Source organism: Halostella litorea, assembly GCF_004785955.1.
Taxonomy (GTDB): Archaea; Halobacteriota; Halobacteria; order Halobacteriales; family Natronoarchaeaceae; genus Halostella; species Halostella litorea.
Map to the genome: position 1 here is coordinate 1,084,256 of NZ_SJER01000001.1, position 15,527 is coordinate 1,099,782.

At 72.0% G+C, this 15,527-nt stretch carries 16 protein-coding genes; 11 read left to right on the plus strand and 5 right to left on the minus strand.

Translation table 11 applies throughout. The features are described 5' to 3' along the window. Positions 1-18: 18 nt before the first annotated feature. On the minus strand, positions 19-1,236 hold the full coding sequence (locus EYW40_RS11180; protein WP_135821681.1) for a molybdopterin molybdotransferase MoeA: 1,218 nt from the start codon (positions 1,234-1,236) through the stop codon (positions 19-21). A gap of 172 nt (positions 1,237-1,408) precedes the next feature. On the opposite strand from EYW40_RS11180, the gene EYW40_RS11185 reads away from it, so the two are divergent. The 10 genes from EYW40_RS11185 to EYW40_RS11230 all read left to right on the plus strand — a co-directional run bounded on the left by EYW40_RS11185 (position 1,409) and on the right by EYW40_RS11230 (position 12,516). Beyond that, complete coding sequence (locus EYW40_RS11185; RefSeq protein WP_202614503.1) at positions 1,409-2,002, plus strand: SRPBCC family protein; 594 nt, start codon at positions 1,409-1,411, stop codon at positions 2,000-2,002. Further along, a complete protein-coding gene (locus EYW40_RS11190; RefSeq protein ID WP_135821683.1) occupies positions 2,002-2,889 on the plus strand; it encodes an FAD binding domain-containing protein in 888 nt (295 codons plus the stop codon). The genes EYW40_RS11185 and EYW40_RS11190 overlap by 1 nt, the downstream gene beginning before the upstream one ends. Continuing rightward, positions 2,886-3,554 (plus strand): (2Fe-2S)-binding protein, encoded by a 669-nt coding sequence (locus EYW40_RS11195; protein ID WP_135821684.1) that lies wholly within the window; start codon positions 2,886-2,888, stop codon positions 3,552-3,554. The genes EYW40_RS11190 and EYW40_RS11195 overlap by 4 nt, the downstream gene beginning before the upstream one ends. Next, complete coding sequence (locus tag EYW40_RS11200) at positions 3,551-6,049, plus strand: aerobic carbon-monoxide dehydrogenase large subunit (RefSeq protein WP_135821685.1); 2,499 nt, start codon at positions 3,551-3,553, stop codon at positions 6,047-6,049. Before EYW40_RS11195 ends, EYW40_RS11200 begins: the two co-directional genes overlap by 4 nt. A 54-nt stretch (positions 6,050-6,103) precedes the next feature. Beyond that, complete coding sequence (locus tag EYW40_RS11205) at positions 6,104-7,222, plus strand: XdhC family protein (protein ID WP_135821686.1); 1,119 nt, start codon at positions 6,104-6,106, stop codon at positions 7,220-7,222. Beyond that, complete coding sequence (locus EYW40_RS11210; protein ID WP_135821687.1) at positions 7,219-8,187, plus strand: AAA family ATPase; 969 nt, start codon at positions 7,219-7,221, stop codon at positions 8,185-8,187. The genes EYW40_RS11205 and EYW40_RS11210 overlap by 4 nt, the downstream gene beginning before the upstream one ends. A 3-nt stretch (positions 8,188-8,190) precedes the next feature. Beyond that, positions 8,191-9,591: a VWA domain-containing protein gene (locus tag EYW40_RS11215; RefSeq protein ID WP_135821688.1), complete on the plus strand. Its 1,401-nt coding sequence runs from the start codon at positions 8,191-8,193 to the stop codon at positions 9,589-9,591. After that, positions 9,588-10,403, plus strand: coding sequence for a Rossmann-like domain-containing protein (locus EYW40_RS11220; protein WP_135821689.1), 816 nt, complete (start codon positions 9,588-9,590; stop codon positions 10,401-10,403). The genes EYW40_RS11215 and EYW40_RS11220 overlap by 4 nt, the downstream gene beginning before the upstream one ends. Position 10,404: 1 nt before the next feature. Next, on the plus strand, positions 10,405-11,571 hold the full coding sequence (locus EYW40_RS11225) for an XdhC family protein (protein WP_135821690.1): 1,167 nt from the start codon (positions 10,405-10,407) through the stop codon (positions 11,569-11,571). Between the two features lie 66 nt (positions 11,572-11,637). Then, a complete protein-coding gene (locus tag EYW40_RS11230) occupies positions 11,638-12,516 on the plus strand; it encodes an alpha/beta fold hydrolase (protein ID WP_135821691.1) in 879 nt (292 codons plus the stop codon). Positions 12,517-12,522: 6 nt separating this feature from the next. On the opposite strand, the gene rio1 is transcribed toward EYW40_RS11230, so the two are convergent. Together rio1 and eif1A are read right to left on the minus strand one after the other, a co-directional pair. After that, the gene (gene rio1, locus EYW40_RS11235; RefSeq protein WP_135821692.1) at positions 12,523-13,383 is read right to left on the minus strand and encodes a serine/threonine-protein kinase Rio1; all 861 of its coding nucleotides are present in this window, start codon (positions 13,381-13,383) and stop codon (positions 12,523-12,525) included. Positions 13,384-13,443: 60 nt separating this feature from the next. After that, complete coding sequence (gene eif1A / locus EYW40_RS11240) at positions 13,444-13,728, minus strand: translation initiation factor eIF-1A (protein WP_135821693.1); 285 nt, start codon at positions 13,726-13,728, stop codon at positions 13,444-13,446. 90 nt (positions 13,729-13,818) lie between these two features. Between eif1A and EYW40_RS11245 the strand changes: the two genes are divergently transcribed. Beyond that, positions 13,819-14,007 (plus strand): DUF7470 family protein, encoded by a 189-nt coding sequence (locus EYW40_RS11245; RefSeq protein ID WP_135821694.1) that lies wholly within the window; start codon positions 13,819-13,821, stop codon positions 14,005-14,007. 30 nt (positions 14,008-14,037) lie between these two features. Here EYW40_RS11245 and EYW40_RS11250 read toward each other — a convergent pair whose 3' ends face one another. Both EYW40_RS11250 and EYW40_RS11255 read right to left on the minus strand, forming a co-directional pair. Then, positions 14,038-15,018, minus strand: coding sequence for a tyrosine--tRNA ligase (locus EYW40_RS11250; RefSeq protein ID WP_135821695.1), 981 nt, complete (start codon positions 15,016-15,018; stop codon positions 14,038-14,040). 85 nt (positions 15,019-15,103) lie between these two features. Then, positions 15,104-15,427, minus strand: coding sequence for a 4Fe-4S dicluster domain-containing protein (locus EYW40_RS11255; RefSeq protein ID WP_135821696.1), 324 nt, complete (start codon positions 15,425-15,427; stop codon positions 15,104-15,106). Positions 15,428-15,527: the final 100 nt, after the last annotated feature.

Genomic DNA, 15,527 nt, shown 5'->3' on the forward strand with positions numbered 1-15,527 from the left:
CGGCCCCAACGCCGCCGGTCAGCGCTCGACGACGGGGTAGGGGACGACGTCGACCGATTCGCCGGCCGACAGCGCCGACTCGGTGAGCACGAAGCCGTCCGCCCGCGTGGCGCGCGTGCTGGAGGAGAGCACGCTCGGGTCGAACTCGTCCTCGTAGACGGAGAGCGGCGAGTCCGCGTGCCCCAGCGGCGTCGCCGTGCCGTCCGCGAGCGTCACCGGCACGGCGTACGCGAACCCGGGGACCGAGATGCCCACGTCGGCGGCCATCGTCGCAGAGACGGTCGGCAGGTCGCCGGCGTCGGCGAAGTACGGCCGGGCGACCAGCGACGTGACGGCGTGGGCACCGACCGGCTTGCCGGGGATGGCGAAGACGACCGCGTCCGGGAGTTCGGCGACGGCGATGGGCTTGCCCGGCCGCAGGCGGACGCGGTGGAACAGCACGTCGCCCAGTTCCTCCAGCGCGCGGACGACGTAGTCCGCGTCGCCGACGCTGGTCCCGCCGGTCGTCACGACGACGTCGTACTCGGCGGCGAGGGCGGCGATCCGGTCGCGGACGCGTTCGTACTCGTCCGGGACGGTGCCCTCGTAGGTCGCCTCGTGGCCCCACGAGCGGACGAGCCCCGCAAGCATCGGCGAGTCAAGGTCGCGGTGTTTCCCCTCGTGGATCTCCGTCCCGGTCGCCAGGAGGCCCGCCGAGAGCCGTTCGTACACCGGCACCTCGTCGAGGCCCAAGTCGCCGAGCAACAGGGCGTCCTTCGGCCCGAGGCGCTCGCCCGCGTCGAACAGCCGCTCGCCCTCGGCGACGTTGCTCCCGCGCTCGTACACGTACGTCCCCGGTTCGGTCGGCGTCCCGGAGAGCCGCCCGTCCTCGACGGTCGCCTCCTCCTGTTTCAACACGGCGTTGGCGGCGGGTGGGAGGGGCGCGCCCGTGAAGATCCGGACGGCCTCGCCCGCGGCCAGCGACGGCGGCTCGTCGTCCGGGAACACCTCGGCGTCGACGAGGTCGTACGGGTACTCCCCGGTCGCGTCGAAGGCGTACCCGTCCATCGTCGCGTGGCTCCGGGCGGGCACCGCTTCGGGGGCGCTGACCGGTCCGGCCAGTTCACGGCCGGCGATCCGGTCTATCGGCACCGTCTCCGTGCCGCGGTCGTCGAGCCGGCGGGCGCGGAGGTCCCGGACGGCCTCGGCCCCCTCGCGCCAGGTGCGCATCCCGCCGTGGTCGTGTCCGTCGGTCATGTAGTAGCCCTGAACCGCCGCGGCCCGATGAAACTGTCCTTATCTTTCAGTAACCTTATTACGGTGGTACCGTATAACATGGAGCGTGGTAATAGTATGCTCATAGTGGAGGGTTATAAAAGATGACGGCGGCACAGGTCGGGCGGACAGGAACGAACGGGGGCGGTCGGTGATGGAGTTCGACGGGGAGTTCGAACTCGAGGACGTCCCGCCGGACAAGGCGTGGGTCGTCCTCTCGGACCCGATAGCGGTCCGGAACGCGCTGAAAGGCTGCAAGTACATCACGCCGATGGACGACGACTTCGAGTGGGACAGCTACGAACCCGAGGAGGACGTCGAGACGCTCCCGGAGGCCGACCCCGAGGTCGTCGCCGCCCGGGCGTTCAAGGAGGGCCAGCAGTACGCGGCGCTGATGCAGGTCGGCGTCGGCAGCGTGAAGCCCAAGTTCGAGACGACGGTCACCATCGAGGACCGCGACGAGGAGAACTTCGAGATGACGGCCGTCGGCTCCGGCTCCGCGAGCAGCAGCGGCTTCAGCATGGAGTCGGGGATGCGCATCCACGAACTGGAGGACGGCGACGGCTCCCGCATCGAGTGGTGGACGGAGGCCGACATCTCGGGCCGCATCGCACAGCTCGGCGGCCGCGTCATCAACCCGGTCGCCAACAAGATCGTGAACAACTTCTTCGGCGCTATCGAGTCGGAGATGACCGAGGTCGAGGAGACCGACTCGGGCGTCACCGACAGGATCCGGGGGATGTTCTGATGAAGTCGGCACCGTTCGAACACTACGAGCCGACGACGGTCAACGAGGCGACGAGCCTGCTGGAGAGCCTCGACGAGCCGACGATCCTCTCGGGCGGGCAGAGCCTCGTGCCCATGCTCCGGTTCCGGCTGGCGAACCCGGACGTCGTCGTCGACATCAACGGCATCGACTCGCTCGACTACCTCGAGGAGTCAGAGGGGTACCTGCGGCTCGGGGCGCTGGCCCGCCACGCCGACGTGGCGGACTCGGACCTGATCGACGAGCGCTACGGGAGCTTCGCCGACACCGCCCCGCTGGTCGCGGACCCCCAGATCCGCAACCGCGGGACGGTCGTCGGCTCCGTCGCGCAGGCCGACCCGAAGGGCGACTGGGGGAGCGTCCTCCTCGCCCACGAGGGCGACGTCGTCGCCGCGGGGCCGGACGGGGAGCGGACGATCCCCGCCGACGAGTTCTTCCTCCTGCCGTACGACACGACGCTGGAGCCGGAGGAGCTGATAACCGAGGTGCGCGTCCCGACCCCCGAGCCGAACGAGGGGAGCGCGTACCACAAGCTGAAGCGCAAGACCGGCGACTACGCGATGGCCGGCGTCGCCGCCCGACTCGTCTTCGACGACGACGGCCGGATCGAGACGGCGGGGATCGGGATGACGGCGGTCGACATCACCAACGCCCGGGCGACCGACGCCGAGGAGCGCCTCGAGGGCGAGCGGCCGAGCGCGGACCTGTTCGAGGCGGCCGGCGAACTCGCCGCCGAGCAGTCCAACCCCGAGTCCGACGAGCACGGCGGCGCGGCGTACAAGGAGCGGATGGTGAACGTCCTGACCCAGCGCGCGCTCGGCGACGCCGCCGAGCGCGCCGGGACGGTGAAACGGAGGGTTACACAGTGACCGACGAAACGGAGATCACGCTGACGGTCAACGGTACCGAGCACACGGTCGAGGTGGAGCCGCGGCGGCTCCTCGTCCACACGATCCGGGAGGACCTGGACCTGACGGGCACGCACATCGGCTGCGACACCGGCAACTGCGGGGCCTGCACCGTGTTGAAGGACGGCGAGCCGATCAAGTCCTGCCTGATGTTCGCGGCGCAGGCCGACGGCGCGGAGATACTCACCGTCGAGGGGATGGAGGACCTGCCGGCGGCCGACGACCTCCACCCGCTCCAGGAGGGGTTCCGCGAGGAGCACGGCCTCCAGTGTGGCTACTGCACGCCGGGGATGCTCATAGCCGGCAAGGCGCTGCTGGACGAGAACCCCGACCCGGAGGAGGGGGAGATCCGCGACGCGATAAGCGGCAACCTCTGTCGCTGTACCGGCTACCAGAACATCGTCCGCTCCATCGAGTACGCGGCCGACGAACTCGACGCGCGCGCCGCGGCGGACGGCGGCACGGTCGCCGCGGACGGCGGCGCGGACGCCTCGGCGGGGAGCGCGGACGCCCCCGCCGGCGACGCCGACACGTTCTGCGGCTTGGAAGATTGCTGTGGCGGGCCGGAGGGCGAGTCGTTCGACGACCAGTTCGACCGCGACTACCTCGGGGGTGACGGCGAATGAGCAGCGACCGCGAGGGCGCGCCCGAGGCCGACACGGAGTACCAGCACCCCGAGGACGACGGGCCGGAGCCGGAGAAACACTGCGGCCACGGCCGCGGCGGGATGGGCGAGGAGGTCAGCCGCAAGGAGGACAAGCGCTTCATCACCGGCCGGGGCGACTACGTCGACGACATCAAGAAGCCGGGGATGCTCCACTGCGAGATCGTCCGGAGCCCCCACGCCCACGCCCGGATCGAGGAGATAGACGGCTCCCGCGCCGAGGCGATGGACGAGGTCGTCGCCGTCCTCACGGCGGAGGACCTGCTGGCCCACGACCTGGCGACGATGCCGACGCTGATGGACGACACGCAGGACGTGCTGGTCAACGAGAAGGTGAAGTTCCAGTCCCAGGAGGTCGCCGCGGTCATCGCCGAGGACCGCTACGCGGCGAAGGACGGCGCACAGAAGGTCGAGGTCGAGTACGACGTGCTCGACCCGGTCGTCGACGCCGAGGAGGCCCTGGAGGACGACGCGCCGCTCGTCCGCGAGGAACTGGAGGACCAGGAGGACAACCACATCTTCGACTGGGAGACGGGCGACCGGGAGGAGACCGACCGCGTCTTCGACGAGGCCGACGTGACCGTCGAGGAGGACATGCTGTACCAGCGGCTCCACCCCGCGCCCATCGAGACCTGCGGCGCGGTCGCCGACTGGGACCCCGGCAAGGACAAGATGACGGTCCACATGACCTCGCAGGCACCCCACGCCCACCGCACCCTGTTCTCGCAGGTGTCGGGCATCCCGGAGCACAAGGTCCGGATCGTCAGCCCGGACGTCGGCGGCGGGTTCGGCAACAAGGTGCCGATCTACCCCGGGTACGTCGTCGCCGCGGCGGCGTCGTACGTGCTGGAGGAGCCGGTCAAGTGGATCGAGGAGCGCTCGGAGAACATCCAGACGACGGGCTTTGCCCGCGACTACGACATGACGGGCGAACTCGCCGCCACCGAGGACGGCGTGATCGAGGGCGTCAAGGTCGACGTGCTCGCCAACCACGGCGCGTACAACGCGGCGGCCCAGCCCTCGAAGTTCCCGGCCGGCTTCTTCAACATCTTCACCGGGTCGTACGACATCGAGGCGGCCCACGGCTCGCTGACGGGGGTGTACACGAACACCGCGCCGGGCGGCGTCGCCTACCGGTGTTCGTTCCGCGTCACCGAGGCGGTGTACCTCATCGAGCGGATGGTGAAGGTGCTCGCCGACGAACTCGACGTCGACCCCGCGGAGATCCGGCGGAGGAACTTCATCCCCTCGGACGCGTTCCCCTACGAGTCCGCGACGGGATGGAACTACGACTCCGGGAACTACGGGAAGGCGCTGGACAAGGCCCTGGAGATGGCCGACTACGAGCACTACCGCGAGGAACAGCAGCGCCGCATCGAGGAGGACGCCGACAAACTGCTCGGCATCGGCATCTCCTCGTTCACCGAGGTGGTCGGGGCCGGCCCCGGCAAGCAGTGTGACATCGCCGGCATCGAGATGTTCGACTCCGCCGACCTCCGGGTGAACCCGACCGGCAACGCCGTCCTGCGCGTCGGCGTCCAGACGCAGGGGCAGGGCCACGAGACGACGTTCGCACAGATCGTCGCCGAGGAACTGGGCATGGACGTCGACGACATCACCGTCGAACACGGCGACACCGACACCGAGCCGTACGGGCTGGGCACCTACGGCTCGCGGTCGACGCCGGTCGCCGGCGCGGCCGCCGCCGTCGCCGCGCGCAAGGTGCGGGACAAGGCCAAGTCCATCGCGGCCAACGAACTGGAGGCCGCCGAGGAGGACATCGAGTGGGACCGCGAGTCCGGCGAGTTCCACGTCGCCGGCGCGCCCGACCGGTCGATCACCATCACCGAGATCGCAGCGGGCGCGTACATGAACCACCCCAGCGACGAGGAGCCGGGGCTGGAGGCGGTGAACTACTACGACCCGCCGGAGATGACGTACCCGTTCGGGTCGTACATCGTGGTCGTGGAGATAGACCGCGAGACCGGGGAGATCGAGTTCGAGAAGTTCGTCGCCGTCGACGACTGCGGCAACCGGATCAACCCCATGATCATCGAGGGGCAGATCCACGGCGGCCTCGCACAGGGGATCGGCACGGCGCTCCTGGAACACGTCACCTACGACGACAACGGCAACGTCACGGGCGGCGACTTCATGAACTACCTGCTGCCGACCGCAAACGAGATCCCGAACTTCGAGACGGGCCACACCGTCACGCCGTCGCCCCACCACCCGATCGGGGCGAAAGGCGTCGGCGAGTCGCCGACCGTCGGCTCGCCGCCGGCGATCGTCAACGCCGTCGTCGACGCGATGGCCCACGAGGGGATCAGCCACGTCGAGATGCCGATGACGCCCGACGTGGTCTGGGAGAAACTGGACGAGGTCGGGCTGAGCCACCAGCCCGTCCACAACGTCGAGTTCAGCGTCGAGGACGACGGGGAACCGGCCGACGACTGACGGAGCACGCCGGCCGGGGCACCGCCCCCGCCGGGCGTTCGACACCACCACACGATGACCACCGACGACACAGCAGACGGCGAACCGAACGGCGACCGGAGCCGGATCGACGACGGTGACGTATCGACGCTGGAAGAGGAACTGCGGGCGCGCGGCGAGCCGTACGCCCGGGCGACGGTCGTCCGGCGGGAGCCGCCGGTGTCGTCGAACGTCGGCGACCGCGCGGTCGTCACCGCCGACGGCGAACTGCACGGCTGGGTCGGCGGCGCGGCCTGCGCCCAGTCCATCGTCGCGACGCAGGGCCGAGAGGCGATAGAGGCCGACGCGCCGCGCCTGGTCGGGATCGCGCCGGACCCGGAGACGGTCGACCGGCCCGGCCTCGACGCGTTCCCGATGACGTGTCACAGCGACGGCGTCCTGGAGATATTCCTCGAACCGGTGACGCCGACGACCGAACTCGTCGTCGTCGGTGACTCGCCGGTCGCGGGGTCGCTGACCCGGCTCGCGGACGAGTTGGCGCTGGACGTGACCCGCGTCGTCGCGGACGCGGCCGACGCCGGCGACGTGCCCGACGGGACCGACGTGGTCGACACGGTCGACCCGGACGGGATCGCCGCCGCGGTCGGCCCGTCGCCGCTCGTCGTCGTCGCGTCGATGGGGAAGTACGACGCCCGCGGGATCGCCGCCGGCGTCGCCGCGGACGCGCCCTACGTCGGGCTGATCGCCAGCGACGCGCGGGCCGAGGAGGAGGTCGCACGCGCCGCGGACCTGCTCGACTCCGACCCCGAGAGCGTCCGCGCGGCGGTCACCAACCCAGCGGGCGTCAACATCGAGGCCCGCACGCCGGCCGAACTCGCCGCCGGCCTGCTCGCGGAAGTCGTCGACGTGCGGGCGGGCGTGTCGGGCGGCGCGGCCGTCGGTAGTGCAGCCGATGGGGCCGAGACGACCGACGACGAGACCGCAGACAGCGACGCGGATGCGGCCGCAGATGACGGGGACGACGCGGGCGGCTCTGAACCAGCCGTCGACCCGGTCTGCGGGATGACGGTCGACCCGGACGACGCCGCGGCGTCCGTCGAGCACGGCGGGCGGACGTACCACTTCTGCTGTCACGGCTGTGCCGACTCCTTCGAGTCCGAGCCGTCCGCGTACGTGGAGGAGGTGAACGCGTGAGCGAGCGGCTCGCCGCGGCGTCGTTCGGGGACGTGACCGAGGAAGACCTCCGGGAGCGGTTCGACCGGACCGACTACGTCGCCGACGACCGCACCGTGACGACCGTCTCGCTTGCCCTGCAGTTAGGTCAACCCCTGCTCGTCGAGGGGCCGCCGGGCAGCGGGAAGACGGAACTCGGCAAGGCGCTTGCCAAGGGGTTCGACACGGAGCTGATCCGGCTGCAGTGCTACGAGGGGCTGACCGCCGAGAACGCGCTGTACGAGTGGAACTACACGAAGCAGCTCCTCGCGGTGCAGGGCGACGGGGGGCGGGGCGGCGGGCGCGAGGCCGCCGTGGACGAGGGCGCGGCCGGCTCCGGCGTCGGCTCGGTGTTCGGCGAGGAGTACCTCCTCGAACGGCCGCTGCTGCGGGCGCTCCGGTCCGATGGCGACCGGCCGCCGGTGTTGCTCGTCGACGAGATCGACCGCGCCGACGAGGCGTTCGAGGCGTTCCTGCTGGAGCTGCTGTCGGACTTCCAGGTGTCGATCCCGGAGTACGGCACCGTCAGCGCCGACCGGCCGCCGGTCGTGGTGCTCACGTCGAACCGGACCCGCGGGCTGGGCGACGCGCTGAAGCGGCGCTGCCTGTATCTCCACGTCGAGCCGCCGTCGTTCGAGACGGAGTACGAGATCGTCCGCCGCAAGGTGCCGGAGCTCGACGCCGCCGTCGCGGCCGAGGTGTGTGCCGTCGTCGAGCGGTTGCGCGAGGAGTCGTTCCTCAAGCAGCCCGGCGTCGCCGAGACGCTGGACTGGGCCCGCGCCGTCGCGCGGCTCCGCCACGAGGGGGACGAACCGATCCCCGCGGACGCCATCGACCGGACGATCGGCTGCCTGCTGAAGGAGGCCGAGGACGTCTCGCGCGTCGACACCGAACTCTTAGAGCGGCTCCGGGAGGCGGCGGCCGCGGCGAGCGAACGGGTCGACTGACCCATGCCCCGGAACGACGGACCGGACGGGCCGACCGACGCCGGCGACCGCCCGGCCGGCCTCAACGACCGCGGCGACGACGGGGGCGTGCCGGACTTCCCCGCCGCCCGGAAACACGTCCTGACCGAGCTGTTCCGGTTCGTCGCCGACCTGCGGGCCGAGGGCGCGAGCGTCGCCGGGTCCGCGACCCTCGACGCCGCCCGGGCGCTGGCCGCGGTCGGGTTGGACGACGAGCGCCGCGTCGCGGCCGCGCTCCGCGCGACCCTGCTCTCGGAGAGGGCCGACGCCGAGGCGTTCGACGAGGCGTTCCCGACGTTCTGGCACCGCCTGCGGACCGGGCTCGACCGGATCGCCACGGCCGCGGACGGGCCGTCCCCGTCGGGCGACGACGAAGGAGAAACCGCCGGCTCGTCGGCGGACGGCGGGGCGGACGACGGCGACGCGGACCTGCTCGCCGACGCCGACCCGCCCGAGCTAGACGGCGGGGGCGACGGGGAAATCGAGGTCCGGATCCCGACCGACCGCCGCCGCGCGTCCGGCGACCGGCCGGCCGACGGCGAGGGGGACGCCCGGCGGTACAGCCGCGCCGGCGAGAGCCAGCCGGTCGACGCCGCGACGCCGTCCGGCCCCGACGACGCCGCGGCGATAGACCGGTTCGTCGACGCCCTGTCGTCGCTCCCCGGCCGCCGTCGCCGGCGGGCGACGGCCGGGCCGGACGTGGACGCGCGGGGCGCGCTCCGGGCGAGCCTGGCGACCGGCGGCGTGCCGGTGGACCTGCCGCGGCGCGAGCCGACGCCCAGCGAACTGCGCTGTTGCCTGCTCGTGGACGTCAGCGGCTCCGTCCTCGACACCGTCGACCGGAGCGCGCTGCTCGCGCTGGCCGAGCGGGCGACGACCCGCGCGCTCGACGCCCGGGTGTTCCTGTTCGACACGGACCTCGTCGAGGCGACCGACGCGTTCGCGCGGGCCGACGGCGAGCCGGCCGCCGCCCTCCGGGCCGCCAACGTGGAGTGGGGCGGCGGCACCCGCATCGGCCACGCGTTCGACGCGCTCCGGCGGACGGCCCCGTACGCGGTCGACCGCCGGACCGTCGTCGTGGTCGTCAGCGACGGCCTCGACGTGGGCGACTCCGCGGACCTGGCCGACGGGATCACCTGGCTCGCCGACCGGGCGAGCGCGGTCGTCTGGCTCAACCCGCTCGCCGTCTCGCCAGCGTACGAGCCGACGTCCCGCGGGATGGCGACGGTGCTGCCGTACGTCGACGCGCTGTTCGGCTTCGCCGCGGCGGACGACCTGGCCGAGGCGGCCCGCCAGCTGGAGACGCGGGGGCTCGCCGGCGCGGTCGGCTACGAGCGCGACGGTGGCCGGTCGCGGAGCGCCGCGGACGGGGGTGACCCGGCGTGAGCGACCGCCTCCTGCCGGCGGTAGTCGACGCGCTCCGGGCGCGGGGCGCGCTCGCCGGCCCCCGGCTCGACCGGGTGACCGTCGGCGACGCAGCGGTGTTCGTGGAACTCGTCGACGGGGGAGCCGACGGCGCGCGGCCGGCGGGGCTGGCACACCGGCCCTCCGGCGGGGAGCCGCCCGTCGGCGACACCGTCGCGGCGCTGCTCGACCCGATTAGGGACGGGACCGGGGGCGACACGGCGGAAGGGCGCGGGGCGCGCGCCGTGGCCGTCGCGACGCTGAACGCCCTCTCGGCCCCGCACGTCCGGTGGCGGACGGGCGACCCGATGGCGCTGCTGGCGGGGTCCGTCGACGTCGTCGTCACCGTCGGGCTGTTCCGCCCGGCGTTCCGGAAGTTCGCCGACGTGGAGGTCCGGGTCGTCGAGCGCGGAGCCGTCGGCGACGTGTCGGCCCCGGCGAGCGTCGACGTCCGGACGTTCCGCCCGGCGGGGACGGCGGCGGCGATGGCCGACGCCGACGTCGTGTTCGTCACCGGGTCGACGCTCGTGTACGGCGGGACCGAGCGGTACCTCGCGGCGGCCCCCGACGACGCCGCGGTGGTCCTCGTCGGCGCGACGGCGTCGTGCCTGCCGGAGCCGCTGTTCGACGCCGGCGTCGACGTGGTCGCGGGGGCCAGCGTCGACGACCCGGCCGGCGTCCGCGCGGCCGTCGCGGGCGGGGCCTGCGGGACCGACCTCCACGACAGCGGCGTCCGGAAGGTGTACGCGGCGCGCGAACGGCCCTCGACCATCGAACTGCGGGAGACAACCTGACATGTCCGAGCACAACTGGAGCGTTCCGGAGACGGAAGTGGTACAGCACGTCGCCGACAGCCTCGATGCCGGCGGGCCCGACGTCCTCGCGACGGTCGTCGACGTCGAGGGCAACGCCTACCGCCGGCCGGGGGCGAAGATGCTCCTCGACGCCGACGGCGAGGGGGTCGGCTCGATCACCGCCGGCTGCCTCGAACACGAACTCCTGTCGGCCGCCGATCGGATCCGGGAGCGCGGCCGGCCGGAACTGGTCACCTACGACCTGATGGAGGACGACGAGGAGGACGTCTGGGGCCTCGGCGTCGGCTGCAACGGGGTCATCGAAGTCCTGCTCGAACCGCTGGACGCGACGTACCGGCCGGCCGTCGACGCGTTCGAGGCCGGGCGCGACGTGGGCGTCGTCACCGTGCTCGACGCCGAGGAGGGCTTCGAGCGGGGCGACCGCGCGTACTACTACCCCGACGAGGACCGGCTCGAACTGCCCGACGGGTCGCCGGCCGACGGGTGGCCGGCCGACCGGATCGCGGGGCCGGCGGCCGACCTCGCCGAGCGCGGGCGTTCGGACACGCTGCGCGTCGAGTCGGCGGGGCTGGACCTGTTCGTCGACGGCCTCGCGGCCCCGGCGGACCTGGTGGTGTTCGGCTCCGGACACGACGTCGGCCCCGTCACCGAACTGGCGGTCCGGAACGACTTCCGCGTGACCGTCGTCGGCTTCCGCGGCGGCGTCGACCTCGCCGAGCGGTTCCCCGCGGCCGACCGGACGGTGACGACTTCGCCCGGGAGCGTCGCGGCGGACGTGCCGTTGGACGAGCGGACGCACGCGGTGGTTATGACCCACAACTTCGTCGACGACCGGATCACCGTCGAGGCGCTGCTCGCCTCGTCGGCCCCGTACGTCGGCCTCATGGGGCCACGCGAGCGGTTCGAGCGGATGCGCGAGGCGTTCGACGGGGTCGACGAGTCCGACCTCGACTCGCTGTACACGCCGGTCGGCCTGGACCTGGGCGGCGGGACGCCCTACCAGATCGCACACAGCATCGTCGCGGAGGCCCTCGCCGTCGAACACGGCCGCGAGCCCCGCCACCTGCGGGAGCGCGAGGGCCACATCCACGACCGCGCCGAAGCGGGCGACCCCGCGGCCGACGGGGTCGACGCGGAGCCGCGGTAGCGCGCGGAGCGAGAGCCGTCCCGTGACGAAACCGACTTATTCCGGTCGCGGGAAACCCGCCGTGTCGTGACACGAGACGCCCTCCACGAACCCGACGACAGCGTCGCCCTCCCCGACGGACGGTCGCTCGCCTACGCCGAGTACGGCGCGAGCGACGGGACGCCGGTCCTCTACTGCCACGGGACGCCGGGATCGCGGCTCCTCGCGGCGGTCTTCGACGACGCCGCCGAGCGCCGCGGGGTGCGGCTGGTCGCCCCGGACCGCCCCGGCGTCGGCCGGTCGGACCCCGACCCCGACCGGACGCTCGGCGACTGGGGGGCCGACGCCGCCGCGCTCGCGGACGCGCTCGGCGTCGACGAGTTCGGCCTGCTCGGGTTCTCCGGCGGCGGCCCGCACGCGCTCGCGGTCGCTGCGCGCCGCCCAGACCGCGTCGCCCGCGTCGCCCTCGTCAGCACCGTCGCGCCGCCGGACGCCCCGTCGGAGGGGGTCAGCGGGATGAACCGGGCGGTGAACGCGGTCGCGCGCCGGTCGGCACTGCTGACGGGCGCGCTGTTCCGACTGCAGTCGTTCGCCGTCGAGCGGTCCGACCCCGAGGCGCTCGTCGGGCAGTTCAGCGACCGGCCGCTGTCGGCGTTCGAGGCGCGGACCGAGCGGCCGTTCGGCCCGCTCGTCGCGGCGAACCTGCAGGAGGCGTACCGCCAGGGGACGGCGGCCGCCGCCCGCGAGACGCGCCTGTTCGTCCGCGACTGGGGGTTCGACCTCGCGGACGCGGCGGCCCCGGTCCGGCTCTGGCACGGCGCGGGCGACACGAACGCGCCGCTCTCGGGGGCGGCGTACCTCGCCGACGAACTGCCGGACGCCGAACTGACCCGGTTGCCCGACGACGACCACCTGTCGACGCTGGTCGAGCGCCGCGCCGCGGCCGTCGAGTGGCTCGCCGACTAGGGCGGGTCAGTTCTCCCGCGGGTCGGCGTGTTCCCGCACGTACGCAAGCAGGTCGTCGCCGGTGACGTCGACGCCCTGCCGGGCGAAGAAGGCGGCCACGTTCTCGCAGTCGCGTTCGAGGAACTCCTCGGCGTTGGGGTGGTGGATCGTCACCGCCTGGCCGACGTCGATGACGACGAGGTGGCCGTCGTACACGACGACGTTGTACTCCGAGAGGTCGCCGTGGACGAGGCCGGCGTCGTACAGCCGGCGGACGTACTCCCGGAGCACCTCGTAGGCCGTCTCCGGGTTCTCGACGTGGACCTCGGCGAGCCGTTTCGCCCGCTCGCCGTCGTGGCCGAGGAACTCCATGACCAGGGCGTTGCGCTCGACGGCGATGGGGTCGGGGACGCGGACGCCCGCCGCCTGCGCGCGCTTCAGGTTGGCGTACTCCTTTTTCGTCCACGCGAGGACGACCCGCTTCTTGTCGCCGCCGAGTTCCTCGATCCGGGGGTCGCCGGTGAGGTAGTCCCGCATGTCCCGGAAGTCGCTGGCGTTGATCCGGTACACCTTGATCGCCACCTCGCCGCCGCTGCCCAGCGCGGCGTACACGTTCGCCTCCTTGCCCGTGGAGACGGGGCCGCCCAGGGCGTCGACGTACCCGTCCTGTACGAGCTTGTACAGCGCGGCGAAGGTGGCGTCGTCGAACACCGACGCCTCCACCTTGAACCGCTCGCTGTTCTTTATCTTCTTCCGGAACTCGTCGAACTCCCGGTCCCGCCGGCGGGCGATGCGGTCGGCCTCCGTGTCCGAGACGTCCAGTTCCTCCCACTCGTCGCCCGGCGCGTCGGCGTTTTCCCGGTCGACCAGCCCGTACTCGTCGGTCATGGTCGGGGGGACGGATCACCGGCTACGGGGTGGTGGGTTCGCGGTGTCGCCATAGAAGAGCTACTGAATGTGGCCTTCCTCGCGGAGCTGGTCGGCGTCCTGCTTCTCGTAGCGCCAGGTGATGTCGGCCTTCTCGTCCTGCCAGTCCCACGGCTCGACGAGCACGACGTCGTCCTCGCGGATCCAGATGCGTTTCTGCATCTTGCCCGGGATGCGAGCGGTTCGTTCCGTGCCGTCCGCACAGCGGACCTGGACGCGGTTCGCGCCCAGCATCTCGGTCACTGTTGCGAACACCTCGTCGTCGTCTGGCATGCGGAGGTCTTTGCGTCCCTGGTTGTCGCTCATGCCTCTACCAAGGCACGGCAGGCTTTTAAAATCGCGGGAGTCGTCGGCGGGATCGCCGACCTTTATACCTCGGCCGCCGTCGGCGCACCCATGTTCGACAAACTCGGAATCAGCGGCATCGTCGGCGTCGTCGTCGTCCTCGGCGGCCTCGGTCTGATCGCGTACGCGGACCCGATCGTCGCCGCCGGCATGGCGCTGGTGCTGTTCGGCTTCGGCCTCACGGTGAAGGCCCTCGTCAGCAACCTGCTCGGCTCGCTCGGGATGGGCGGGATGGTGTAACCCGGCCGCCCCGGAACTCGCCGCCGACGCTTACAGCTTCCGCCGCCCGGGTTCGATCAGCCGGTCGAGGTACTCGGCCAGCGCCGACTTCGCGTCGGCGGGGTGGAGTTCGCCGCCCTCCAGGTCGGCGGCCAGCGCCTCGTACTCCCCGTACTCCAGGTCGCCGCCGTACTCGTCGGGGCGCTCGACGACGACCGTCTCGAACCGCGGGAACACGTGGTACTGGAAGACCTCCAGCACGGGGTTCTCGCGCTCCTCGCCGTCGTCGGTCGGGTCGGGGTCCCGCGTCCGCGGGCAGTACGCGGCGTTTACCTTCTCCTCGATGTCCGCGGTCGTGTCCTCCATCGAGATGGTGACGCCGGAACTGGAGGACATCTTGCCGATGCCGGTTTCGAGGTCCGCGAGGATGTGCGTGTGGAGGCTGGTCGGCGAGTCGTAGCCCAGTTCCGGCAGGTTCTCGCGGGCGAGCATGTGGACCTTGCGCTGGTCCATCCCGCCGACCGCGAGGTCGACGTCGAGGTACTCGATGTCGAGCGCCTGCATCAGCGGGTAGACGACGTGGCTCACCTTCGCCGTCTCGCCGCTCTGGATCTCCGCCATCGCGCGCTGGGCGCGGTTGAGCGTCGTCTCCACCTGCAGGGCGTGCAGGTCCAGTTCGTAGTCCTCGTCCATCTGGTAGGTCGAGCCGTAGACGAACTCGGTCTGTGACTCGTCGAGGCCGTACGCGATGAACTGCTCCTGCATCCGCTCGGCCGTCTCGCGGATCTCCTCGAACGTGCCCTTGTCGTTGAGGTAGGCGTGGACGTCCGCCAGCAGGACGGTCACCTCGAAGCCGGCCTCCTGCAGGTCGATCAGCTTGTTCGCGGTCAGCATGTGACCGATGTGGAGCACGCCGGAGGGCTCGTAGCCGACGTACGCCCGCTTCCCGTCGGGGTCCTCGGCCAGCGCCTCCGCCTCGTCCTCCGTGACCACCTCGGCCGCGTTCCGGGTGATCAGGTCGTACGTGTCCATACCTACGGCGAGGCGGAGCGCCCGTTTAGGCGCTACGGTGTCGGACGCCGCGGGAGCGCGGTCCGGGCGGTCACGGCGGTGCCGCCTACGCCGACCGGCTCCCGTCGACGTCGATGGCGTCGACGGGGCAGACGTCGACACAGAGCATGCAGTCGATGCACTGGGCCTCGTTGGCCGGGTCGGCCTTGATCTCGCTCTCGGGATGGTCCGGCGTGTCGACCCACTCGAACACGTCGACCGGGCAGTCCTCCAGACACGCGCCGTCGGCCAGACAGATGTCGAAGTCCACCGCGACGTGGGTGCCGTGGATCCCCAGCGTCTCCGGCTCCTCGACCGGTCCCCACACGTCGTGGCCCTCGTGTTCCTCGACTACCTCGCGGTGCTCGTCGAACTGCGGGTCGATCGCCATGTGTGTCACGCGGGCCGTCGCGCTCTTAAACCCATCAGTCGGGGACGGGCGAGGCGTTCGGGCCGCCGCCGCGCGGGCGGCCCCCGCCGACCGCGGTCGC